The sequence below is a fragment of the uncultured Acetatifactor sp. genome, from assembly GCF_948601915.1.
Lineage (GTDB): Bacteria > Bacillota > Clostridia > Lachnospirales > Lachnospiraceae > Acetatifactor.
On sequence record NZ_CAPDXS010000048.1, the window covers coordinates 8,543 to 32,048 of the forward strand.

The following is a 23,506-nucleotide window of genomic DNA, read 5'->3' on the forward strand; positions in this document are numbered from 1 at the left end:
TCTTTCCCTACACGACGCTCTTCCGATCTCGGCTCCGTCATCATCGAGCCCACCTCCGGCAATACGGGCATCGGCCTGGCCTCCGTGGCCGCCGCCAGAGGATACCGCATCATCATCGTCATGCCGGACACTATGAGCGTGGAGCGCCGCCAGCTCATGAAGGCCTATGGCGCGGAGCTGGTGCTGTCCGAAGGGGCGAAGGGCATGGCAGGGGCCATCGAGAAGGCCGATGAACTGGCCGGGGAGATTCCGGGCAGCTTCATCCCGGGCCAGTTCGTGAATCCGGCCAACCCCGCCGCCCACAGGGCCACCACAGGCCCGGAGATCTGGGAGGACACGGAGGGGCGGGTGGACATCTTCGTGGCCGGGGTGGGTACCGGCGGCACGCTGACGGGGGTGGGCGAGTACCTGAAGGGCCGAAATCCCCGGGTGAAGGTGGTGGCCGTGGAGCCCGCCTCCTCCCCGGTGCTGAGCCAGGGGCATTCCGGCGCACATGGGATTCAGGGAATCGGTGCCGGATTCGTCCCGGAGGTGCTGGATACCCAGGTCTACGACGAGATCGTCGCGGTGGCGGATGAAGACGCCTTTGTCGCAGGCAGGCGCATGGGCAGGAGCGAGGGCGTGCTGGTGGGCATCTCCTCCGGCGCTGCCGTGTGGGCTGCCGTCCAACTGGCGAAGCGCCCGGAGAACAAGGGGAAGACCATCGTGGCGCTGCTGCCGGATACCGGGGACCGGTATCTCTCCACGGCCATGTTCGCTGAGTAGGAGATGAAAAAGCCATGCCAAGGGGCTGCCCCCTGACATGGCTTTTTATGATATTGCAGACCTGCGCATTGGAAATAGGACGGAGCTTACCGCCTATTGCGCCCCATTCTCCTTCCCGGAGATGACCGCCCCGTCAAAGGCCAATAGGGCAGGGGGCTTATTGCGCCCCGCTTTCTTTTCCGGAGATGACCACTCCATCAAAGGCCATGTAAGGCAGCACGCTGCTGCCGTTCTCCACGGTCTCCCGGGAGACGGCCACCAGGCTGTTCAGAAGCTGGGCCAGGTTGCCGCTTATCATGGTCTCGCTGACAGCCCCTTTGACCACGCCGTCCTCCACCAGGAAGCTGTTCTTGGCCACGCCGGAGAAATCCCCGTTGATGCTGGGATTGCCGCCGGAGAAGCGGCCCACGATGAGGCCTCTTTTGATGGACTTTACCATGTCCGCGTAAGGCGTGTCCCCGCCCTCTGCCACCAAAGCGAAGGAGGAGTTCCCGGCGGGGGCGAAGCCGGACTTGTTTGCCACATACAGGGAGAGGCAGAAGGACTTCAGCACCCCGTCTTTGATGAGGTCATAGTCCTTCGACCGGAAGCCGTCCCGGGTGAACCTCTCGCCGCAGACTATGCGCCTGTCCCCCGGGCACAGGGAGAGGGTGATGCGGCTGTCCGCCACGGATTGCCCCAGCTTGTCCAGCCAGATGCTGGTCCTGTCCAGGATGCATCCGTCGGAGGCGAAGTTGCCGATGATGTTTCCCAGGAAGTCCGGCAGGCTGCCGGGGGTCAGCAGGATGACGCCCTGGAATTTCCCCTCCACCGGCACGGTGGACAGCTGGGCCTCGGTGTCGGCCAGGTCCTTTTCCAGAGAGCCCAGCTCGATGAAGGGCCTGTCCAGCCTGTCGGTATAGATGTCGCTGCCGAAGAAGGAGGTGGCGGCGTCGCCCTCGTGGGCGGAGAACATCAGCGAGACGGCATAGGCCCCCTGGAAGGCCTCGAATTCCGTGCCATTGGTATTGCGGTAGATTTTGTGCGTCTGGTCGTGGCTCGCGATCATCTGCTCCATGAGGATCTTCGGGTGCCTCTCCCGGATGTCCCGCATCAGCTCCCTGGTGCGCTCAAAGAACAGGTCGATGTCGGGCTCGTAAGCGCCCTCCCGGAAAGTCTCGCTCTCCTGTGCGGGGGCGATGTCGTAGGCCTCGTCGGCCACGCCGGACTCCGCGGACTTGAGGCAGTCCCGGACGGCGGCTTCTATGGCGCTGTCATCGAACTGGTTTGTGGAGGCAGAGCCTTTTTTCCGATCCTTGTATGCAGTGATGGACAGGCTGTGGCCAAAGAGGGTGCGGAACAGGGAGAACTCCCCGCCGTCCACGTTGAACTCATGGGTCTGGGTCTCCGTTACGGTGTACTGGGCTTTGTCCGCTTTTGCCTCCCGTAGGCGCTCGCCTGTCTTATGGGCGATCTCCCTGATGTCTTCCTGAATGCTCTTTTCCATATAAATGCTCCTATTCATTATCAGCGACCTCCTATCATTACCTTGCAGCGCAGGGCGGGCCCGCCCATTCCCACGGGCATGGGCTGCTTCTTGCCGCAGAATCCGGAACTTGCCCATTCCATCGTATCCGATACCATGTCCACGGTCTTGAGCATGTCGAAGGCCACGCCGGAGATGGTAGTGTCCAGAAGGGCCCGGCCCAGCTTCCCTTTTTTGATTTCATAGCCCATGCTGACGCCGAACATGAATTCTCCCGTGGTGTCGGCCTGTCCGTTGGTGGTGTCCAGCAGGTAATAGCCGTCCTCCACGGAGGCGATGATGTCCTCCAGCTTATCCTTTCCCGGGAGCACTGCGGTATTGCGCATGCGGATCAGCGGTTCATCGGAGAAACTCCAGGCTCTGGCATTACCCTGGGGCTTCATGCCGAAGTGCTGGGCGCTCTCCCTGCTGTGCATATAGCCCTGGAGGATGCCGTTCTGGATCAATACCGCGTCCTGGGCGGGGGTGCCCTCGTCGTCCAGGTACACAGGCAGCGGCGTGGGCGCTCCGAAAGCGGTGTGGGCGAAGTCCACCAGGGTCACCAGGTCGGATGCCACACGCTTGTGGAGCGCAGGGCCCGCCACGGAGCCGCCCAGCACCAGATCCGCCTCCACCGTGTGCCCCACCGCCTCATGGGCCAGCATGCCGGAGAGGAAGCCGCCCAATACTACGGTCTTGTAGCCCGCCTGGGCATGGACGCCCTCCCGCTTGTGCATGAGCTTCTCGTACAGGGCGTCTATCTGGGGATAGAGCAGGGCCGGATCGGTGAAGTTCTCCGAAAAGATGCCGGAACCGCCCGCGGGATGGAAGAGCTCCAGGGGGCTGCCGGAGGCGGACTCTGCGCCCAGGACGATGTACACATGGCTCCTGGGGGCACAGATATGCCCGTCACAGCCGTCCGAGGTACAGACGATCTTCTCCATGGAATCCTCGGAGACGACCACCGACCGGCTGGAGAGGTTTTTGTATTTTCCGGCGATGTAGGCGTCCAGGGCCTTTGCGAATTCTATGTACTGCTTCTGGTCCGTGTCCTGGATGGCTCTGCCTGCGGGCACATCGCCGCAGGGGATGACAGGCAGAGGCCCCTTGCCCCTGCCTACATGGCGGTCCATGAACAGGGCGTTCTCCGCGGCGGCCCTCAGCACCGTCTCCGCGGCGCTGCCGGAGCATTCCGCCATGGAAGAGAAGCCGTATACGCCGTTTTGGTAGACCCTGGCGCTGATGCCGCAGCTCTCTGCGCGTTCATTTCCGGTGAGGTTGCCCTGCACCAGGCTGACCCGGCGGCTGCGGCTTTTCTGTTCCCTCAGCTCGGTGTGGGCACCGGTGGGAAAGAGGGATTTCTTATCTGAGACATGATTTTCCAGCACTTTTGTTTCCTCCGTTTTTGATTGTGATACAGGTATTATAGCAGATTCGGAAGCGGTTGGGGCACATGGGAGGAAATCTTAAGAATTTCTTCGCCGTAGATTTTTGGATCGTCAGGTAAAAAACAGCTTGTCGAAAGGGTGTTTTTGTGTTATGGTAAATACAGAGTTCAAAAAGTGTACGGCGCCCGGCGGGAGTGGGTCTTCATTTCCGGCTGAGGCATCTAAGTTCATTATTGTATCGGCTTTTCGCCAATGAATCAAGCAAAATGAAAACAGGACACTGACAGGCGGAAAGCGTTTCTCCTGTCTGATGTCGGAACAGGAGGAGACAGGATGGACAGCAGGGGGGAGCGGCAGGAGTCTGCGCAATTCCAGGCGGTGGCTGCGGATTCGAGAGCGGCACATGAGGAGGCAGAAGAAAGAGGAAAGTACAATGAACACAACCGGGATGTAAACAGCAAGAGCATCTTCAAGAATCGGGTTCTATGCGCCCAGTTCCTCAGGGATAATTTTGATATGCCGTTACTGAAGGCGGTACAGCCGGAGGACATTGAAGATATTTCCGAGAGGTATCTTCCCTATCTTGGGACTGAATTTGCGTCTGATTCCGTGAAAAAGATCCGGATTCTGGACATTGGGAAGGAGGGAGATCCGCCGTTCTTTGTTTCACTGATTGAACACAAAAGCCTGGTGGACTATGACGTGCCCATGCAGCTATTACGGTATATGGTGTGCATATGGACGGAGTACCGACGGCAGAAGGAGGCGGAAAAGGAAGGCAGTACCGGACGGAAAGGCTTCCGCTATCCGGTGATCATGCCCGTGGTATATTACGAGGGCAAAGAGAAGTGGACTGCAGGCATGCATCTGAGCGACCGGATCGGGGACAGCCTGGGGCGGCCGGAATGGATTCCCGATTTTCGCTATGAAGTCATCGGAATCCATGCATACAGCAATCAGGAGCTTTTGGAACGGGGAGATGAGATGTCTCTCGTGATGTTGATAAATAAGATACAGGACACAGAGGATCTGGAGCGGTTCATCCGTATCCCGGCAGATGAGGTGAATCGGATCGTCAGGGACAGCCCGGGGCATGTGGTGGACGTGCTGGTGTCTGTCATGGAAAGCCTTTGCTTCAAGATAGATGCCTCTACAGAGGAACGGAGGCAGTGTGTCCGGAAAGTGAGGGAGCGGGAGATGGGGTATTTGTTTGAGAATATGGAAAAGATAAGTATTCAGGAGATGCGCAGGAAGGCGGAAGAGCAGCGCAGGGAGGCAGAGGAGCTGCGTAGGAAGACGGAAGAGCAGCGCAGGAAGGCGGAAGAGCAGCGCAGGGAGGCAGAGGAGCTGCGTAGGAAGACGGAAGAGCAGCGCAGGAAGGCGGAAGAGCAGCGCAGGGAGGCAGAGGAGCTGCGCAAGAAGACGGAAGAGGAGCGCAGGAAGACAGAGGAGCAGCGCAAGCGGGCTGAAATTGCGGAGGAAAAGCTCAGAGCAGCGGAAGAGCGTATCCGGCAACTAAAAGAACAAAAGACAGGATTGTAACTAAATATTACTAAATCTCTTGCAGTTTTCTCCATATAAGGGTAGAATAAATCCAAACAGGATGCCCTGAGAGGGGCTACGGCGGAAGATGACGTCGGCCTTAAGAGGCATCGGCACAAAAGACCGGTGTGGGCCAGAGGACGGAGGAAAACAGGAGGATAAAGAACCATGCGGACGACATTGCACATGCTCCATGAACAGAGCCCCACCCAGATGATGTCCTACATTCTCCAGACCAGGACAGGGAAGCTTGTGGTCATCGACGGAGGGAACCGGCAGGATGCCGGAAACCTGCTGGAGAAATTGATTGCGCTGGGCGGGCCGGAGCCCACTGTGGAGATTTGGCTGCTGACCCATCCCCATTTGGATCATGTGGATGCGCTTCTGGAGATTTTCTCCGGGCCCCATCCGCTGAAAGTAAAAAGTGTTTACAGCCATTTCCTGTCCTACGAATTCTATAAGGCCAACGACTTCCCGGGGTGCACGGACGCCAGCACCACGGAGGAGTTCAATGCTTTCGCGGCGGCCCATCCGGACCTCTGCCACAGGCTGGAGAAGGGGCAGCGCTTCCTGATAGATTCCATGGAGATCAGCGTGCTCCATGTGCCGGAGGGGGAGACGATTCCACTGAACGTGATCAACAATTCCTCCGTGGTATTCCGGGTGGACGCGGAGGGGCAGCGGATCCTCTTCGTGGGGGATCTGGGCGAGGAGGCGGGGGACAGGGTGCTGGAGACCGTCCCGGCACAGGAGCTTCACGCGGATTTCGTGCAGATGGCCCATCACGGGCAGAACGGGGTAAAGAAAAGCTTCTACCAGGCTGTGGCCCCCAGGGCATGCCTCTGGAACACGCCCGACTGGCTCTGGAACAATGACGCGGGGAACGGATTCGATACCGGCCCCTGGAGGACAGTGGAGGTGAGGGGCTGGATGGAGGAGCTGGGCGTCCGATGCCATTTCGTCAGCAAGGACGGAGAGCAGACGATATGCCTGCCCTGCCGTCTTGACTGAAAGAAGCCTGGAAAGCCTCTTGGGGTGCTTCCCGCTGAAGCCCTATAAAATCGCCTTCAGCTTCTCCGTCTCTTCCTCTATGGCCGCCTTATCGATTCTCCGGAACAGGATTTCCACCTCCGGAAGCCGATGGCCGGCAGGGACGGACTGCTTTTCCCAGCGGTTTGTCACCCCTAACCAGCCGCAGACCTTCTCCGAGGAGAAGGGAAGGAAAGGGGCCAGCAGCACGGCCAGGTTCCCGACGATCTGCACGCATTGGTAGAGGGTGTCCTCGCAGGCCTTCCTGTCGGCAGTCCTGGCGATCCAGGGCTGTCTGGCATCGAAGAACTTGTTGGCGCTCCTGACGAAATCGAATATCCGCTCCAGGGCATCCTTGAAAGAGCCTTTCTCAATCAGCCTACCCACTGACGCATACAGCTCCCCGATCTGCCTGTGGATTTCAGGGTCGGCCTTTCCATCCGGCACAGTGCCGTCCAGGTACTTTTCAATGAACGCCAGGGAGCGGTTCACGAAATTTCCGTAGCCCCCGAGCAGCTCCCCGTTGTGGCTGTGGACGAATTCCCGCCAGGAGAAATCCGCGTCCTTCTTCTCCGGGCCGTTTGCCAGGAAGAAATAGCGGATGGAGTCGGCTTCGTAGCGCGCCAGCAGGTCTTTCACCCAAATGGCATAGTTCTGGCTGGTGGAGATTTTCCGCCCCTCCAGGGTCTGGTACTCGCTGGACACAATCCTGTCCGGCAGATGCCATCCCCCGCCGCTGCCCAGCAGAAGGGCAGGCAGGATAATGGTGTGGAAGGGGATGTTGTCCTTTCCGTGGACATAATAATGGATGGCGTCATCGCCCCAGAGCGCCCCAAAGTCCGCGCCCCGGTTTTCCGCGGCTGTCCTGCTGGCGGAGAGATACCCCAGCACGTTCTCCGCCCAGATATAGATGGTCTTGCCCTCATAGCCCTCTCTGGGGACCGGTATCCCCCATTCCAGGTCTCTGGTCAGGGCCCGGTCCCGCAGGCCCTCCCGGATATATCTGTTCGTGAAGGCAGCGGCATTTTTCCGCCATTCGGGATGTGCGTCCACCAGGGCCTGGAGCTGCCTCTCCAAACGGGAGATGGCGATATAGAGATGCTTCGCTTTCCGGAAGCCCACGGGCTTCCCGCAGGACGCGCAGACCGGATCCACAAGGGCCTCCGGCTCCAGCACCGTGCCGCAGGCATCGCACTGATCGCCCCTGGCCTCCTTCCCGCACCGGGGACATTTCCCCAGCACGAAGCGGTCTGCCAGAAAAGAGCCGCAGTCCTGGCAATAGGCCTGTGGGGCTTCCTTTTCGTAGATATACTCGCTCTCGTACAGTTTTCTATGGAATTCCGTCACAAAGCTCCTGTGCTCCGCAGAGGAGGTCTTCGTATACACATCATAGCTGAAGCCCAGCCTCTGAAAGCAATCCGTAAATTCCCCATGATAGAAATCGCTGATTTCCCGGGGCGTCCTGTTCTCCTGTTTTGCCCGGATGGCCACGGGCGTCCCGTGGCAGTCGCTTCCGGACACGAAGTACACATTGTCCCCCGCCGCCCTGTGGTATCTGGCCAATACGTCCCCGGGCAGCAGCCCCGCGATATGTCCGATGTGCAGGGAGCCGTTTGCGTAGGGCCATGCCCCGCCGATCAATATATTCTTTCCCATGTTCCTTACCTCGTTTCTGAATTTATACTGCATGTCATGGAAGATTTCGTCCTTTTGTCCTCACATCATTTTCTCCATCAAAAAAGCCCTCCTCTCTGAAAAATTTCTTTTTCAGGGACGAGAGCTTAAGGCCTGAGCTTCGTGTTACCACCCTAAATTCGCCCATGCCTCACGACTTGGGCCTCATCGGCTGCGGACGAGAAATGACTCATCGATAGCCTGGCACTGTAACGGGTGCGCCCGTCGCAGCCTTGGCCCAGGGGGCTTCGGTGCGCGGCTCCGAGACCATGTTCGGCGGTTCCTTCAGTGCCTGTTCTCACCCCTCCAGGCTCTCTGTGACCTATCTAACCGCGTACTCTTCTCTTCACAGCCTTTTTTTGTCTGTATGGAAAAGCATACCCCTGATTCGCCGGTTTGTCAACCTTTTTTCTGAAGTCAGGCGGAAGTCAGGCGGAAGTCGGCGAAATTGACGGGCCGCGGGAAAAGGTATATGATAATATCGGGAGGAAAGACGGACATGTACAAGATTGCAATCTGCGACGATGAGGACGCGCTGATCAAGGAGCTGAAAGACGGCTTACAGAGATACGCGGCAGAGACGGGAAAGGAGTTCTGCTATTTCGCCTTTCATGACGGAGGCGAGCTGCTGCAGGCATATCAGCCCGATTACGACCTGATATTCATGGACATAAAGATGGAAAAGCTGGACGGCCTGAAGACCGCGGAGCGAATCCGCCGGATGGACAGCGCGGTGGGGCTGATTTTCCTGACTTCCCTGAAACAGTATGTGTGGAAGGGCTATGAATACGGCGCGGTGAACTATCTGCTCAAGCCTGTGAAGTACAGCGTGCTGAAGATGGAGCTGGACCGGTATTTTGCACGTTACCAGGGAAAAGAGGAGCCATATCTGCATTTTGCCAATGACAGCGGCAAGTACAGGGTACCGTACAAAAGCATACGGTACGCCGAGACGGAAAGGCGCAATGTTATGGTGCACTTCGAGGATCGGGAGCAGGTGGTCTACAAGAACATGAAGGAGATTTCCGCCCTGCTTTGCTCTCAGCCCCAGTTCGCCCGCAGCCACCAGAGCTTCGTGGTGAACCTGTCCTACATCAAAGGCATCGAGGGGCTGGAGGCGATCCTGACCACCGGAGAGCGCATCCCCATCAGCCAGCCCAGGCGCAAGGACTTCATGGTGAGGATGGCGGACTACTGGGGGGACATGCTGTAAGGCCCGGCCCGGAATCTGCAGCCAGAGGAGATTAGGGAGTCGGGAACCTGCCCACCGGAGATTAGAATCTGCGCTCCTGGTATTAGAATCTGCGTCCTCCCTTGTATCTTTTTCCGGAAGGGATATGATGTGCTTAGAATCTTAAACCAGGAGGAACTGATATGACGATTTTAAGAGCATCCCATCTGAAAAAATACTATGGCAGGGACGAAAGCCTCGTGAAGGCCCTGGACGATGTGAGCCTGTCCGTGGAGAGCGGGCAGTTCGTGGCGATCATCGGTACATCGGGCAGCGGAAAGTCCACCCTGCTGAATATGCTGGGGGGCCTGGACGCCCCCACTTCCGGCGCGGTGCAGGTAGAGGATGAGAGCATGGAGAAGATGACGGAGGAACAGCTCACGGTGTTCCGCCGCAGGCGAATCGGCTTCATCTTCCAGAACTATAACCTCATCCCCTATCTCACGGCCTACGAGAACATCGTGCTGCCCCTGCGCCTGGACGGGAAGCAGGAGGACAAGGCGTTCCTGGAGGAGATCGTGCGCTTCCTGGAGCTGGACGGGAAGCTGGCAAATTACCCCAGCCATCTTTCGGGAGGCCAGCAGCAGAGGGTGGCCATCGCAAGAGCCCTGGTGTCCAAGCCCGCGATCATCCTGGCGGACGAGCCCACGGGCAATCTGGACAGCCGCACCAGCGATAAGGTGATCGACCTGTTGAAGACCACCAGCGGGAAATTCCGTCAGACCATCGTGATGATCACCCACAATCAGGAGATCGCCCGGAAAGCGGATGTGCGGATACGCATCGAGGACGGCAGAATCCAGGCACAGGAGGTGGGGGCATGAGGGGCGGAAAAGTGACGGGGAGGATGATTTCCGATATGGCCAGGGAGAGCCTGCGGGCCAGCCGCATGCGCAATGCTTTCGTGGCGGTGACGATTGCCCTGGCCTCTGCCCTGCTGACGGCCATCTTACTGTTCGCCCTGGGCCAGAAGGAGCTGGAGCGGGAGGCCCTGTCCCACAGACAGCAGGTGAGCTACTATGAGCTTGCCCCGGAACAGATGGAGCTGCTGGAAGGGGATGGGCGCATCGCGTATCAGATACAGGTGAAATCGGGCATCCTCTCGGAGACAGAGGGCTTCGGCGTGGTCCCCCGCTATGTCAGCGGGCTATCGAACGAAATCCAGGCGGGGGAGCTGGAGAGCGGCAGGCTGCCCGAAGCGCCGGACGAAATCGCGGTCCAGGGCGCCATGCTGGAAAAGATGGGACTGCCGCCGTCTGTGGGCAGCAGCCTGTCCCTGACCTTTTATGACGGAAGCGAAGAGACATTCACCGTGACGGGCATCCTGAAAGGCGGCGAAGAGACGAAGCAGTTCAATGTATTCCTGTCCCGCAGCTATGCGGAAAACGGCAGCCAGTTGAAAGATATACCATATGAAGTGCATGCCAAGCTCCGGGACGCGAACGGCATGTCCGCCGGGGAATGCCGGGAGCTGATGTACGCCATCGGCCGGGACGCAGGGGTGGAGCGCAAATACGTGATGCCCTCCAGGGCATTCCTGGACTCCCTCTCCTTCAACAGCCAGTCCGTGATGATTTACGGCATGGTGGGGGCGGTGATTCTGCTGGCCTGCATTTTGGTAATCTACGGGGTGTTCTATCTGTCCGTGGTGGGAAGAATCCATCAGTTCGGACAGTTGCGGACCATCGGCATGACCAGGAGGCAGATAAAAAGCTTCGTGTCCAGAGAGGGCAGGGCCCTGTTCCTGCGGGCAGCGCCTGTGGGAGCGGCGGCAGGGGGCATGGCGGGATACCTGATTCTCCCGGCGGGATTCCGCATTGCCCAGGGGGCGGCGGCCATTGCCCTCGTCCTGCTCTGCGTCTATCTCATCACCATGTTCTCCGTGAGGAAGCCCGCGCGGCTGGCCGCCTCCGTCTCCCCCATGGAGGCCCTGCGCTATGTGCCCCAGGATACCATGAGAAAGGCGGGGAACCGGAAACTGTGCCGCAGGCTCACGCCCGTGGGACTTGGGCTGATGAACTTCTCCAGGAACCGGAAGAAATCGGCTGTCACCATGGCGTCCCTGGCGCTGGGCGGCATCCTGTTCATGACTGCGGCCACTTATCTGTCCTCCTTTGACAAAGAGGCTTTCCCCAGACAGGGCTATTTTACCGAGGCGGAGTTCCACATCCTGTATACCACGGCGGCCCAGGAGCTGAATGGCCACGGCATGGGAGGTCTGCAGGCGGAGGCGCCCATGGACAGTGAGATGGTCCGGGAAATCCTTGGGATGGAGGGCGTGACCAGAGTGGAGGAGATCAAAAACTTCGGCGTTAGTTATGACTATCCCCTGAAGGACAATTATGGAGACAGCGATACTGTCTACCCGCTGGACGGGGAGGAGCTGGAAGGGATCGGGGCGTATCTGGAGGAGGGGAGCGCGGACAGGGAGAAGCTCATGAGCGGCGATTACATCCTTGTGGCGGGAAATGATGTGGCGGAGGAGATATTCGGCTGGAGGTTCACCGTGGGCGAGTCCGTCACGCTCCATTACTTCGACGGCAGTGACATGGCGGAGAAGGACATGACCATCCTGGGCATCCTGGACGAGCAGTATGCCCGCAACAACAGGGGGCTGGAAGGGTGGTTTCTGATACCGGAACAGGCCATCCTGGAGCTTCTGTCCTATGACAGCCTGAATGCCCATCTTCTGGTGTCCACCGAAGCTGACAGGGAGGAGGCCGTGGGGGAGGAGCTGGCGGAGCTGGTGGCGGCCAGGACAGAGCTCGACCTGGAGACCCTGGCGGATAAGAGGATTGAATATTCCCGGAACGCGGACCAGCTATTCGGGGCCATCAGCGGCCTGGCCGTTTTCATCATGACGTTCAGCATCTTAAGCATGATGAACACATTGATCACCAATATCGTCACCCGCAAACAGGAGCTGGCCATGCTGGAATCCATCGGCATGGGAAGGAGCCAGATCCGGAAGATGCTCCTGGGGGAGAGCCTGCTGCTGGTGTGCGTCACTCTGGGCGTCACCATGACGGCCGGAACCCTGAGCGGCTATGTGCTGAGCGGCCTGCTCTATGAGAGAGGCGCATACTACATGGCGTTCCGGTTCCCCGGGATTTTTGCCCTGGCCTATGTGTGCGTGCTGACGGCAGTGCCTCTAATCGTCACTTTTGCCTCCATGCACAGCTTTGCCGGAGAGGACCTGGTGTCCAGGCTGAGGGGAATGGAGAATTGACATGCGGATACAGGATTTGGATTAGGGGCGAATATGACATACCTGTGCTGTCGCCGGAGATCATAGCGTTGTTGGTGGAAAAAGTGAAAAAGGCCGCCTCGAAGGACCTGATCATCCCTGTGGAGGAGATCATCCCCCAGGGATACGCGGAATATCTCGTGCGGGTGATGGAAGCCAATATGGCTGCGGGAGGGCCTTGCGGCGTGCGGGAAGTATACGGACTGACTGCCCGGCAGATTGGAGCGCTGAACGTGGAGGCGCACAGATGCTTTGACAGGGCATGCCTGTGCGGTGGGGACGGCTTGGGCAAGCAGCGTGGCTTGAGCGATCACGCCTGCCTGTCCAGCCAGTCAGGCCCCGCGGGATTTGATTTAAGAGCCAGCACCCTCTTTTACATGCTGGCGAGGCGGGAGCGCTCAAATTTCACTTATATCTGTTGCTGTGCCTCTTTTCTATACTGATAAATATCTTATGATCAATGATAGAGACCGATGTTTGTGGAGGAGATTCAGAGTGAAGATTGTAGCACATACAATGGAATATCAGGGTGGATACATTGGGTCGCACATATGCCTAAGGAACTATTCCGTTTCCGATTATGACGAGTATAAGAGGATTTACGAGGAATGCTTCCATGATATGAGGGCAGCCTTGCAGCTAGTTCACGGCGGCAGACGGCCTGTTCGCCAAGGGCATCAACATGAGCGGCGTCCTGGGAGGCCTGATGGCAGACTGCACGGGAAACGGCGAGAAGCTGGGCAGGGCGCTGATGGAGGAGCTGAAGGTAGAGGATGTGAAAGCCCTGGAGACAGTGCCCTATGACGCGCTGGCTGCCGCTTACAATAAAGTCAAGCCCGCCCTGGAGAAGGCCGGAGAGTATGTGGGCGGAGCGCCCTACAAGAACGGCTTCTATGCAGGGGATCCCGTGGTCAATGGCTTCCGCAGGGAGACGGAGCATGTGCCCATGATGGTGGGCAGCGTGTTCGGAGAGTTCGGCTCCTTCGCACCCACCCCTTACAAGAAAGCGGAGATGACCCCGGAGGCAGGCGCGGCCTATGTGGAAGCGGAAGTGGGCAAGGAGGAATCCAAAGAACTCCTCGACCTGTTCCGGAAGGCCTACCCGGAGCGCAATCCGGTGGACATCATGACCATGGACTTCATGTTCCGGGGGACGGAGATCGAGTACATCAAAACCAGGGCGAACTGCAGCGGCGGCGTATGGCCCTACCTGTTCAACCTGGACATGAACTTCGACGGCGGCAGGACGCCCTGGCACTGCGCGGACATCCCTTATTTCTTCCACAACACGGAGCTTGCCCCCTACACCCAGGAGCAGGGCGTCACGGAGCGGGTGGAGAAGCTGATATTCGACTCCGTCATGGCCTTTGCCAGGACCGGCAATCCCCAGAATCCGGAAGTGCCCAACTGGCCCGCTTCCACCCGTCTATGAGGACGCGGAGCCTTACCGGGGATGACGTGTAGGCAGCGTGGAAGAGCAGGCATAAGACAATAAGTGGCTGCAAGCGATGACAGACAGACGCCAGAAAGCACCGACAGGATTGGTGCTTTCTGGCGTTTCGGCTAAAACCATCAGGCCTGGAAAACCGGGATAGGTCCTGTGAGGACATACCGCAGGAGCGGGATGCGCTATGAAGTATATGTTGGATACCGATATCTGCATCTATGCCATCAAGCATAAAACGGAGGCGGTAATCAGGAGACTTCTCCTGCATGATCCGGAGGAAATGTGCATTTCCTCCGTCACCTATGGGGAACTGATGCATGGCGTGGAAAAGAGCATGGCGCCAGAGAAGAACCGGCTGGCTATTTCCCTGTTCCTGTCGCCGATTGCGGTGTTGGACTTTTCCGCCAAAGCGGCGGAGGAATACGGAAAAATCAGGGCGGAACGGGAGCGGAAAGGGATGCCCATTGGCCCCATGGATTTACTGATAGCGGCACATGCCAAGGCAGAAGGGCTTACCCTTGTGACGAACAATACAAGGGAATTCTGCCGGGTGGAGAATCTGCCGGTGGAAGACTGGGCTCTACCGCTCGGTGGCGGTGATCGTGGACAACGAGGAGGACGCGCTTGCGGTGAAGTCCCGTCTGGGGGGAGAGGCCCAACTGATTCTGTCCCCCGATGAACCAGGGCCCTGCATGAGCTGTATTTCGTGGAGGGAGAGGGGCTGCGGGAATGCGAGGGGTATATGGAAATCGTGGACGATAAGTAAGGTCTGCGCGTAAGCCTCCCTCGGTAGACTTTTTCCTGAGATTGTGTTATACTAACCACCTGAAGCAATGCATTCCCTGAAAAGTACCACACGAATATACGGAGGGCGGCTGAATGGGCAACATGTGGGGGTTCTTTGAGAATATCAACGAAATCGTGTACGTTGCGGACATAGAGACCTGTGAACTGGTTTACATGAACAAGAAGGCCATGGAAGTCTTCAGCATCGGCTCCCTGGAGGAGGTCAAAGGAAAGCCATGCTATCAGATCCTGCGGGGCGGCGATGCCCCCTGTACGTTCTGCGGCAGATGCGGATCGGACAAAGGCTGCTTTGAACAGCAGTACTACCACAGGCACCTGGACCGGCATTTCCTGCTCAGAAGCACGCTCCTGACCGAGGGAGGAAGACGATGCCGTCTTGAAATGGCTCTGGACATAAGCGACCATGAGCAGCAGAAGAGCATGGTGCAGAGCGTCCAGAATCTGGAAGCCATCATCAACGAAGGGCTCCGGGTGGCCCTGCTGGAGGAGACCCCGGACCAGTCGCTGGAGGTGCTGCTGGCCTATCTGGGGAAGGCCCTGCAGGGCGGGCGGACCTATATATTTGAGAAAAACGCGGAGGGCTGCGACGACAATACCTACGAGTGGACGGCTCCCGGGGTGCGTCCGGAGAAGGAGAACCTCCAGAACGTGCCGCCGGAAGTCTGCGCCAGCTGGTATCGGAATTTCAGCATCGGCGGGCATATCGTCATCAATGACCTGGAGGACATCAGGGACAGCGACCCGCTCCAGTACGAGAACCTGAAGCAGCAGGACATCCACTCCCTGGTGGTGGTCCCCCTGTACGATGACGGCAGAATCATCGGCTTTTACGGGGTGGACAATCCGCCGGTGAAGTCCCTGGAATATACCTCGAACATGCTGCAGACAGCGGCGTACTTCATCGTCTCCTCCCTGCGGCGGCGCAACCTGGTCAGAGAGCTGGAAAAGCGCAGCCACAATGTCCTCTACGCCCTCAACGTGGACTACCTGGGCATCTATCAGGTGGATTTCACCACGGACACCTGCCAGATCTACCGGGAGAACGAATTCCGGGGAAAAAATCAGCCCGTCAGCTTTGCGGAGAGCTATCAGACGGCCATGGAGTGGTATATTTCCCGGTATGTGGTTCCCAGGGACCAGGAGAGGCTGCGCATGGTGACGAAAAAGGAATATATCCTGGCGCAGCTTAAGACGAAGAATAAATTCTTCGTCCGATATCAGGTGAAGGACAATGCGCCGGGCCTGAAGAACCTGGAGATTCATTTCTCCGTCACGGGGAATGGGGCGGAGGAGCAGAGCGCGATTTTTGCGTTCCGGGACGTGAACGCCCTGGTGGAGCAGGAGGAACGGTACAAGTCGGAGGCCAGGCAGAGCCTGGAGGACATTCTGGAAGGGGCCAGGACGGGCATCTGGACCATAGAGCTGGAGGAGGGCTGCGAGCCCCGGATGTACGCGGACAGGACCATGAGGATGCTCCTGGGGGCGCCACAGGAGATAGAGCCGGAGGAGTGCTATCGGCGCTGGTTTGAGAACATCGCCCCGGACTATGTGGACATGGTGCAGGACGCGGTGCGGGAGATCCTGGAGCGGGGGCGCTCCGAAGTGGTGTACCCCTGGAACCATCCCGAGCTGGGGAAGATCTACGTCCGCTGCGGCGGCATCCCGGACAGAAAGTTCAAGAAGACCGGGATCAGCCTCAACGGATACCACCAGGACATCACGGAGATCATGGTGACGAGGAAGAAGCAGGAGCAGGCCATCATGGAGCTGCTGGAGAAGGTGAGGCGGGCCAACTCGGCCAAGAGCGAATTCCTCTCCCATATGTCCCATGACCTGCGCACGCCCATCAACGGAATCCTGGGCATGCTCACTGTCATGGATCGGACCCGGGAGGATCCCGGGTGGCAGCAGGACTGCAGGGAGAAGATCCGGGTATCCACGGAGCACCTGCTGTCCCTTGTGAACGATGTGCTCCAGGTCAGCAAGCTGGAGAGCGGCCTGCCCGCCGCGGTGGAGGAGGGCTTCGACCTGGAGGACACGCTGCATGACTGTATTACGATTATGTCTCCCCATGCGGAGGAGGCGGGGATCCGGCTGGCGCTTGAGGCGGATATCCGGCACAGCAGGCTGATCGGCAACCCGCTGCATGTAAGGCAGGTCCTGACGAACATCATTGACAACGGAATCAAATATAACCGGCGGGGCGGCTCCGTGTCGATCCAGGCCAGGGAGCTTTCCTGCCGGGACGGCTCCGCGGAATACGAATTTGTAATAAAAGATACCGGGATCGGCATAGGGGAAGAATTCCAGAAACACATCTTCGAGCCTTTCACCCAGGAGGACCACGGGGCAAGGACGCACTACAACGGCGCGGGCCTGGGCATGTCCATCGTAAAGAAGCTGGCGGACCAGATGGGCGGCGCCGTGGAGGTGGAGAGCCGGATCGGACAGGGAAGCGTCTTCCGGGTCAGGCTGTCTGTCCGGGTGGACGCAGGAGGGGAGGAGCGGCCCATGAACCGGGAGGCGGAAGCCCCTGCCGACATCTCGGGAATGCGGGTCCTTCTGGTGGAGGACAATGAGGTCAACTGCGAGATCGTGAAATTCCTCCTGGAACAGGCGGGGGCAGCGGTGGCCACGGCAAATGACGGAAAGGCCGCCGTGGACGCGTTCAGGGCTTCGGAATGCGGCGCCTACCACTGTATCCTCATGGATCTGATGATGCCGGTGATGAGCGGGTTCGAGGCCGCCCGCATGATCCGGGGCCTGGACAGGGCGGACGCGGGGAAAGTGCCCATTATCGCCCTGTCGGCCAACGCCTTCGAGGAGGACATCGCCATGGCAAAGGACGCCGGGATGGACGAACATCTGGCAAAGCCCGTGGACATGGGCAGGCTGTTCCAGGTGATGCGGCGGCTGAGGAACGACTGTCAGGCTTATTGAGGAAGCAGTGCTCCGGAGGGACGCGGCGAATCTGCCACTGCTTCCAGAGCCGTGTGCGGACGGGGAGGGACCGGGTATGGGAAATTATCTGAACATCGGCAACGACGGGTTCGCGGCAATGCGCAAGGGGACTTATGTGGACAAGACGGGCATGATTTCGTTCATGAACGGCGTCCTGGGCACGGCTGATAAGATGGTCTGCGTCAGCAGGCCCAGGAGGTTCGGCAAATCCTTCGCGGCCAAGATGCTGTGCGCCTATTATGATAAAAGCTGCGATTCCAGGGAGCTGTTCCGGGGAACGGAGATCGAGCAGGACGCTTCCTTTGAAAAGTACCTGAACCATTACAATGTCATCTACCTGGACATCACCCTGTTCACATCCCGCGCCGCCAGCATAAAGGACGTGGTGCGCGACATCGACGACGCGGTCAGGAGGGAGATCGAGGAAAGCTTCCCCGATGCACCGAAGGGCTCTGACCTAGCGGAGACCCTGGCCAACACTGCCAGGGCCCTGGGCGAGAAATTCATCATGATCATCGACGAGTGGGACGCGGTTTTCCGTGAGTCAAAGAACGATATAACGGTACAGGAAAAATATATCGTCTTCCTGCGGAGCCTGTTCAAGAGCAGTTGGACGGATATGGTGTTCGATGCGGCTTATCTCACAGGAATCCTGCCGATCAAGAAATACGGCACGCAGTCCTCCATGACGGATTTCAGGGAATACTCCATGGTTCAGCCTGCGCCGCTGGAGAGATATGTGGGATTTACGGAGAAGGAAGTGCAGGAGATGTGCGCTGGGGCGGGCCTGGCTTTCGAAGAGGTCAGGAGATGGTATGACGGTTATGTGGTAGGGGATGACACGCACATTTATGCGCCCAAATCGGTCATGGATGCCATACAGCGAAGGCAGATTGGCAACTACTGGACCGGCTCCGAGACCTACGAGGCCCTCAAAATCTATATAGATATGGACGAGGACGGCCTGAAGGAAGCCATCGTCCATATGCTGGGCGGGGCGCGGGTCGGCATAGACACCGGCACCTTCCAGAACGACATGACCACGATTACGTGCAGGGACGATGTCCTTACCCTGCTGATCCATCTGGGCTATCTGGCCTATGACGCCGGCAGCAGGTCGGTATACATCCCCAATGAGGAGATCCGCGAGGAGTTCGTCCGCGCGGTGAAGAGAGGGAAGCACGCCGAGGTGGCAAAGCTCATCCGCAATTCGGACCAGCTCCTGGAGTCCATCCTGGATATGGACGAGGAAGCCGTAGCCTCCGCCATCGAGGAAGCCCACAAGGCGGGAGCGGCCCCCACCTTCTACAACAACGAACAGGCCCTGCGCAGCGTGATCCGTCTGGCCTTCATCAGTTGCGTGGACGAATTCCTGCAGATAGAGGAGCTGCCCTCCGGACACGGATACGCCGATGTGGTATTTTTCCCGAAGAAGACGTCCTCCCTGCCGCTGCTCCTGATTGAACTGAAGTGGAACAGGACGGAAAAAGGCGCCATCGGCCAGATCCGCAACAGAGATTACCCCCAGGCAGTGAAAGACTACGGCGGCGAAATACTTCTGGTAGGAATCACCTACGATGCCAAATCCAAAAAGCATACCTGTAGAATAGAGGAATGCAGGAAATAATGCCCCATCTCCCCCCGACTTTAGACGCATCTTTAGACGACCGGCCTGCTATAATAATTAGCAGGCGGAGTCTGCCCTGTATCACAGATGCGGGAAACAAAGCCGAATACCTATACATTGGGGAGCGGAGCGAAAATGACAGAAAAGCAACTGCATAAATTGCGTCGGCAGGACCTCCTCCAGCTGCTGGTGGCCCAGGGAAAGGAAGCGGCCCAGCTTCAGGCCCGGCTGGACGAGGCGGCGGAGGAGCTGAAGAACCTGCAGGACACCAGGACGAGATTCATAGAGCGCATGGATGACAAGGACGCCCAGATAGAGAAGCTGAAGCCCCGCCTGGACGAGAAGGACGCCCGGATAGAGAAGCTGACGGCCCGGCTGAACGAGAAGGACGCCCAGATAGAGAAGCTGATCGGCCGCCTGAACGAAAAGGATGCCCGGATCGGCCAGCTCACAGTGGAGATAGAGCAGTACCGCTCAGGGGAGATCCTGGGCTTCGAGGGAGACCCCTCCATCGATGAAGTGGGACAGAAGCTGAACGCCGTCCTCAAGGCGGCCCAGAAGGCCGTGGCCCAGTACCTGGACGGTGCCCGGGCAGCCGGCAGCCAGGCCGCCCCGCTCCCCACGGACATGCAGGGGCAGCCCTCAAAGGAGAGCCTGCCGGAGCCTGCTGACAGCCGGCCCGAACCGTCGGAGGAACGGGCAGGAGAGGGACAGCAGGGACAAGAGGAGCGCATATGAGCGAAGAACATACAGAAGCCATACAAGCCATGGAAGCTCCCACGGTGGAACAGCTGGAAGCGGAACTGAAAAAGGAGCAGTACAGGCATAACTACGGGAGAGTCCTGCGCAGCACCGCGTTCTCCCTCCTGGTGGTAGCCGCCGTGGCCGTCCTGGTGGCCGTCCTTCTGCTGCCCGTGCTGCAGATAAACGGCACCTCCATGACCGAGACCCTGCAGGACGGCGACATCGTCGTAGCCATCAGCAACTCCAAATTCAAGACCGGGGACGTCATCGCTTTCTACTATAATAATAACATCCTGGTAAAGCGGGTCATCGCTGCCGCCGGGGACTGGGTGGACATCGACGGGGAGGGCAACGTATACGTCAACGGCGAGCTGCTGGATGAGCCCTACATCACGGAGAAGTCCTACGGGAACTGCGACATCGAACTGCCCTACCAGGTGCCGGACGGGAAATGCTTCGTCATGGGCGACCACCGCGCCACCAGCATCGACAGCCGCAACACGGCGGTGGGATGCATCAGCGACAGCGGCGTGGTAGGGAAGATCATGTTCCGGGTCTGGCCCCTGGAAGAAATCGGCATCGTAAACTGAGCGGATTCTGCTAAAGAAAACCGCTCAGCGCGCCGATATATAAGAAGACATATCATTGATATGGAAAAATGAGGTAAAAAGCGGATGTCTGCGGGCTGGAGGAGCATGTTCCCGCAGGATGATGTTAAAGAGGGGCTGCATGCTATCTGCTTCGCCGGCCGCGGGACAGACAGGGTGAGGGGACAGGGAGGTCTATAACACGGGCATGGAAGAGACGCGTTCCACGGAAGAGACTTGTACGATACATTTTGAATTGCTGGGTTCCTTTTCCTGCAGGGAATCCAGGGACGGCGAAAAGAAGAATACGGCGGCAGGCAGGAAGGTCATGTCCTTCCTCCAGTACCTGATCGTGAACCACGCCAGGGACTTGTCCTCGGAGGAACTGATCAGGCAGTTCTGGGGGGAGGAGAGCAGCGATCCGGCCAACGCGCTGAAGAACATGATATATAAGGTAAGGAGCCTGCTGAAGGGCATGCTGCCGGACAAAGAGAACCTGCTGGTGACTTTGCCCGGCTGTTATGCGTGGAACCCGGCATGCCGGCTGGAGCTGGACTCGGAAGCCTTCGAGCAGGCCTGCCTGGAGGTCAGGAAATACGCCGGGGACGCCTACCTGGAGATGCTGATGAAGGCCACCTCCCTGTACAAGGGGGATTTCCTCCAGGGGAACGACGATGAATGGGCCCTGTCCCTGCGCCGGTATTACCAGACCCTGTACCTGGATCTCTGCAAGATGGCCCTGCCCCTGCTCCAGAAGGAGGAGCGCTGGACGGAGATGATCGGCCTCTGCGAGCAGGCCCAGGGCGTGGACTTCGGCCTGGACACCTTCATCGTGTACCAGATGCAGGCCCTGATCTCCATGGGGCAGCCGGAGCGGGCAGTCCAGGTATACCAGAGCTTCCGGGAGCAGCTCTGGCAGGAATTCGAGATCGAGCCCACGGAACAGGTGGAGCAGATCCACATGCTGGCGGAGAGCATGTGCCGCAGCGACGTGGACGGCCAGGACATCCTGAAGCTGGTGGCGGAGGGGGAACCGGATGCGGAGGCGAAAGCCTTCCTCTGCACCTTCAGCGTGTTCCGGAGCATCGTGGCCCTGGAGAAGCGCCATATGGCCCGCTCCGGGGAGACGTCCAGCATCGCCATCGTCAGCCTGGGCAACCAGGTGACCCCCACCACGGACGCCAGGCGGCTGGAGCGCGTCCTGATGGAGGGCCTGCGGACGGGGGATCCGGTGGCCCGGCTGGACGCGGGATCCTACATCCTGATGCTCACCGGTGCCTCGGAGAAGAGCGCCTGGACCGTCATGGACCGGCTGAACCGCACCTTCCATAAGGTATATTCCCATTCCAGGGCCTGCATCTCCTACCGGGTGTCCCCCCTGAAGCCCGCCGGGGCCTGCTGAAAAAACTGTAAAGAAAACCGGGAAAATAACCGGACGATGACCTTGGGCTGTTATAGTGGAACCAGAAACCTACGGAAGGGTGGAGAGACATGGTGCTACGGGAGAAAATGTTCCCCTGCCAGAGCCGGGAAGCAGTGGTGACGGTACAGACCTATCATAACGGCAATATGGACGGCTATCTGCAGCACCCCAGGCTCTCCGGCAGAGAGAAGATACAGAGCCTTTCCCAGATGATACTGCTGCTGAACAGCCTGATAGACATGGAGGATTGCCCGAACCCGTCCCTGCCGCTGGTGCCGTCCGTCGGCCCGGGGAGCGACAGCGCCAAGGTGTTCCGGATCCAGATACTCTTCAGGGAGCATTACACCTGGCAGGGGAGGCTCATCTGGCAGAATGAGAATCTGGAAGTGGTGTTCCACAGCGCGATAGAACTGATACAACTGTTCGACGAAATGTTGGGCGACTAGAAAAGGACAGGAGCGAGAGGCTTGGCATGACAGAGAAGGAATTGCGCAAACTCCATAGGCAGGACCTCCTGGAGCTGCTGGTAGAGCAGAGCAGGGAGGCGTCCAGGCTGAGCGCGGCGCTGGACGAGAAGGAACAGGAATGCAGGGAAATCACGGAGAACAACGAACGCCTCAAGGCCAAACTGGACGAGAAGGACGCGGGCCTTGCGCAGCATACGGCCGCCAGCGGCGAACAGTTGGAGAGCCTGAAGGGCAAGCTGGACGAGAAGGATGCCCAGATAGAGAAGCTCAAGGGCCGCCTGGACGAGAAGGACGCGGAACTTGCACAGCAGACGGCCGGCCAGGAGGAACAGTTCCAAAGCTTAAAGCATAAGCTGGACGAGAAGGATGCCCAGATAGAGAAGCTCAAAGGCCGTCTGGACGAGAAGGATGCCCAGATGGAGAAGCTCAAGGGCCGCCTGGACGAGAAAGATGCCCAGATAGGGAAGCTGAGGGAACAGACGGACCGCAGGGAAGAGAAGATAGAGAAGCTGGAAGCAGAGATGGAGAAGCTCAGGGCAATCAAATGGAGAGAGATGAAGGAAAGCGGTCTTCCCACGGAGCTCATGAGCAGGCTGAAGGCATTGATATGAAAGAAACGGATGCTGCGCGCCGGACGGAAATCAGATGATACAGAGGTTTGTGAATGAGCGAGGAGAATAAGAGAGAGCTGCCGAAGCTGGAAGCGCTGGAGGCGGAGCTGGAGCGGGAGCGCTACAGGAAGAGATACGCAAATGTCCTGCGGAGCACGGCGTTCTCCCTGGTAGTGGTGGCGGCGGTGGCGGTACTGATCGCGGTGCTGCTGCTCCCGGTCCTACAGATCAGCGGGACCTCCATGACGGACTCCCTCCAGGACGAGGACATCGTGGTGGCGCTGAACAGCTCGGGATATGAGACAGGTGACATCATCGCCTTTTATTATAACAACAACATCCTGGTGAAGCGGGTCATCGCCGCCGCCGGAGATTGGGTGGACATCGACAAGGACGGGAACGTCTACGTGAACGATGAACTGCTGGATGAGCCCTATGTAACCGACAAAGCC

At 58.7% G+C, this 23,506-nt stretch carries 18 protein-coding genes, 1 pseudogene and 1 other annotated feature; of the genes and pseudogenes, 16 read left to right on the top strand and 3 right to left on the bottom strand.

Going from position 1 to position 23,506, the window contains the following annotated elements; genetic code table 11:
• Nucleotides 1-922: 922 nt before the first annotated feature.
• Both Q2B33_RS10155 and Q2B33_RS10160 read right to left on the bottom strand, forming a co-directional pair.
• Nucleotides 923-2,251: a TldD/PmbA family protein gene (locus tag Q2B33_RS10155; protein ID WP_300564023.1), complete on the bottom strand. Its 1,329-nt coding sequence runs from the start codon at nucleotides 2,249-2,251 to the stop codon at nucleotides 923-925.
• Between the two features lie 20 nt (nucleotides 2,252-2,271).
• Complete coding sequence (locus tag Q2B33_RS10160) at nucleotides 2,272-3,657, bottom strand: TldD/PmbA family protein (protein ID WP_300564025.1); 1,386 nt, start codon at nucleotides 3,655-3,657, stop codon at nucleotides 2,272-2,274.
• A gap of 333 nt (nucleotides 3,658-3,990) precedes the next feature.
• Between Q2B33_RS10160 and Q2B33_RS10165 the strand changes: the two genes are divergently transcribed.
• Nucleotides 3,991-5,199, top strand: coding sequence for an Rpn family recombination-promoting nuclease/putative transposase (locus Q2B33_RS10165; RefSeq protein WP_300791502.1), 1,209 nt, complete (start codon nucleotides 3,991-3,993; stop codon nucleotides 5,197-5,199).
• A 168-nt stretch (nucleotides 5,200-5,367) separates the two neighbouring features.
• Nucleotides 5,368-6,210, top strand: a complete 843-nt coding sequence (locus Q2B33_RS10170) for a ComEC/Rec2 family competence protein (protein ID WP_300564029.1) — start codon at nucleotides 5,368-5,370, stop codon at nucleotides 6,208-6,210.
• Between the two features lie 42 nt (nucleotides 6,211-6,252).
• Here Q2B33_RS10170 and metG read toward each other — a convergent pair whose 3' ends face one another.
• Entirely contained in the window at nucleotides 6,253-7,917 is a 1,665-nt protein-coding gene (metG, locus tag Q2B33_RS10175; protein WP_300564031.1) for a methionine--tRNA ligase, read from the bottom strand.
• A gap of 77 nt (nucleotides 7,918-7,994) precedes the next feature.
• Nucleotides 7,995-8,261: a binding site (T-box leader), on the bottom strand.
• A gap of 140 nt (nucleotides 8,262-8,401) precedes the next feature.
• On the opposite strand from metG, the gene Q2B33_RS10180 reads away from it, so the two are divergent.
• From Q2B33_RS10180 to lepB (Q2B33_RS10245), 14 genes and pseudogenes are all read left to right on the top strand, one after another.
• Nucleotides 8,402-9,115: a LytTR family DNA-binding domain-containing protein gene (locus Q2B33_RS10180; RefSeq protein WP_300768255.1), complete on the top strand. Its 714-nt coding sequence runs from the start codon at nucleotides 8,402-8,404 to the stop codon at nucleotides 9,113-9,115.
• 161 nt (nucleotides 9,116-9,276) lie between these two features.
• Nucleotides 9,277-9,957 carry an ABC transporter ATP-binding protein gene (locus Q2B33_RS10185; RefSeq protein ID WP_300564035.1) on the top strand — a complete coding sequence of 227 codons (681 nt, stop codon included), beginning with the start codon at nucleotides 9,277-9,279 and terminating at the stop codon, nucleotides 9,955-9,957.
• Entirely contained in the window at nucleotides 9,954-12,362 is a 2,409-nt protein-coding gene (locus Q2B33_RS10190; protein ID WP_300564037.1) for an ABC transporter permease, read from the top strand. Before Q2B33_RS10185 ends, Q2B33_RS10190 begins: the two co-directional genes overlap by 4 nt.
• Before the next feature lie 74 nt (nucleotides 12,363-12,436).
• Complete coding sequence (locus Q2B33_RS10195; RefSeq protein WP_300913982.1) at nucleotides 12,437-12,823, top strand: hypothetical protein; 387 nt, start codon at nucleotides 12,437-12,439, stop codon at nucleotides 12,821-12,823.
• A gap of 218 nt (nucleotides 12,824-13,041) precedes the next feature.
• Entirely contained in the window at nucleotides 13,042-13,812 is a 771-nt protein-coding gene (locus tag Q2B33_RS10200; protein WP_300564177.1) for a carboxylesterase family protein, read from the top strand.
• A gap of 199 nt (nucleotides 13,813-14,011) precedes the next feature.
• Nucleotides 14,012-14,404 (top strand): annotated as a pseudogene (locus tag Q2B33_RS10205) (type II toxin-antitoxin system VapC family toxin); the annotation flags it as partial.
• A 302-nt stretch (nucleotides 14,405-14,706) separates the two neighbouring features.
• Nucleotides 14,707-17,574, top strand: a complete 2,868-nt coding sequence (locus Q2B33_RS10210; protein WP_300564042.1) for an ATP-binding protein — start codon at nucleotides 14,707-14,709, stop codon at nucleotides 17,572-17,574.
• A 76-nt stretch (nucleotides 17,575-17,650) separates the two neighbouring features.
• Nucleotides 17,651-19,222: an AAA family ATPase gene (locus Q2B33_RS10215; protein ID WP_300564044.1), complete on the top strand. Its 1,572-nt coding sequence runs from the start codon at nucleotides 17,651-17,653 to the stop codon at nucleotides 19,220-19,222.
• A gap of 135 nt (nucleotides 19,223-19,357) precedes the next feature.
• Complete coding sequence (locus tag Q2B33_RS10220) at nucleotides 19,358-19,960, top strand: hypothetical protein (RefSeq protein ID WP_300564046.1); 603 nt, start codon at nucleotides 19,358-19,360, stop codon at nucleotides 19,958-19,960.
• The gene (gene lepB, locus Q2B33_RS10225) at nucleotides 19,957-20,556 is read left to right on the top strand and encodes a signal peptidase I (RefSeq protein ID WP_300564048.1); all 600 of its coding nucleotides are present in this window, start codon (nucleotides 19,957-19,959) and stop codon (nucleotides 20,554-20,556) included. The genes Q2B33_RS10220 and lepB (Q2B33_RS10225) overlap by 4 nt, the downstream gene beginning before the upstream one ends.
• Before the next feature lie 205 nt (nucleotides 20,557-20,761).
• On the top strand, nucleotides 20,762-21,955 hold the full coding sequence (locus Q2B33_RS10230) for a BTAD domain-containing putative transcriptional regulator (protein ID WP_300564050.1): 1,194 nt from the start codon (nucleotides 20,762-20,764) through the stop codon (nucleotides 21,953-21,955).
• Nucleotides 21,956-22,044: 89 nt separating this feature from the next.
• Nucleotides 22,045-22,422 carry a hypothetical protein gene (locus Q2B33_RS10235; protein WP_300564052.1) on the top strand — a complete coding sequence of 126 codons (378 nt, stop codon included), beginning with the start codon at nucleotides 22,045-22,047 and terminating at the stop codon, nucleotides 22,420-22,422.
• 26 nt (nucleotides 22,423-22,448) lie between these two features.
• Nucleotides 22,449-23,054, top strand: a complete 606-nt coding sequence (locus Q2B33_RS10240; RefSeq protein WP_300564054.1) for a hypothetical protein — start codon at nucleotides 22,449-22,451, stop codon at nucleotides 23,052-23,054.
• Between the two features lie 53 nt (nucleotides 23,055-23,107).
• Nucleotides 23,108-23,506, top strand: a 399-nt coding sequence (gene lepB / locus Q2B33_RS10245; protein ID WP_300913984.1) for a signal peptidase I, incomplete at its 3' end; no start/stop codon positions are given.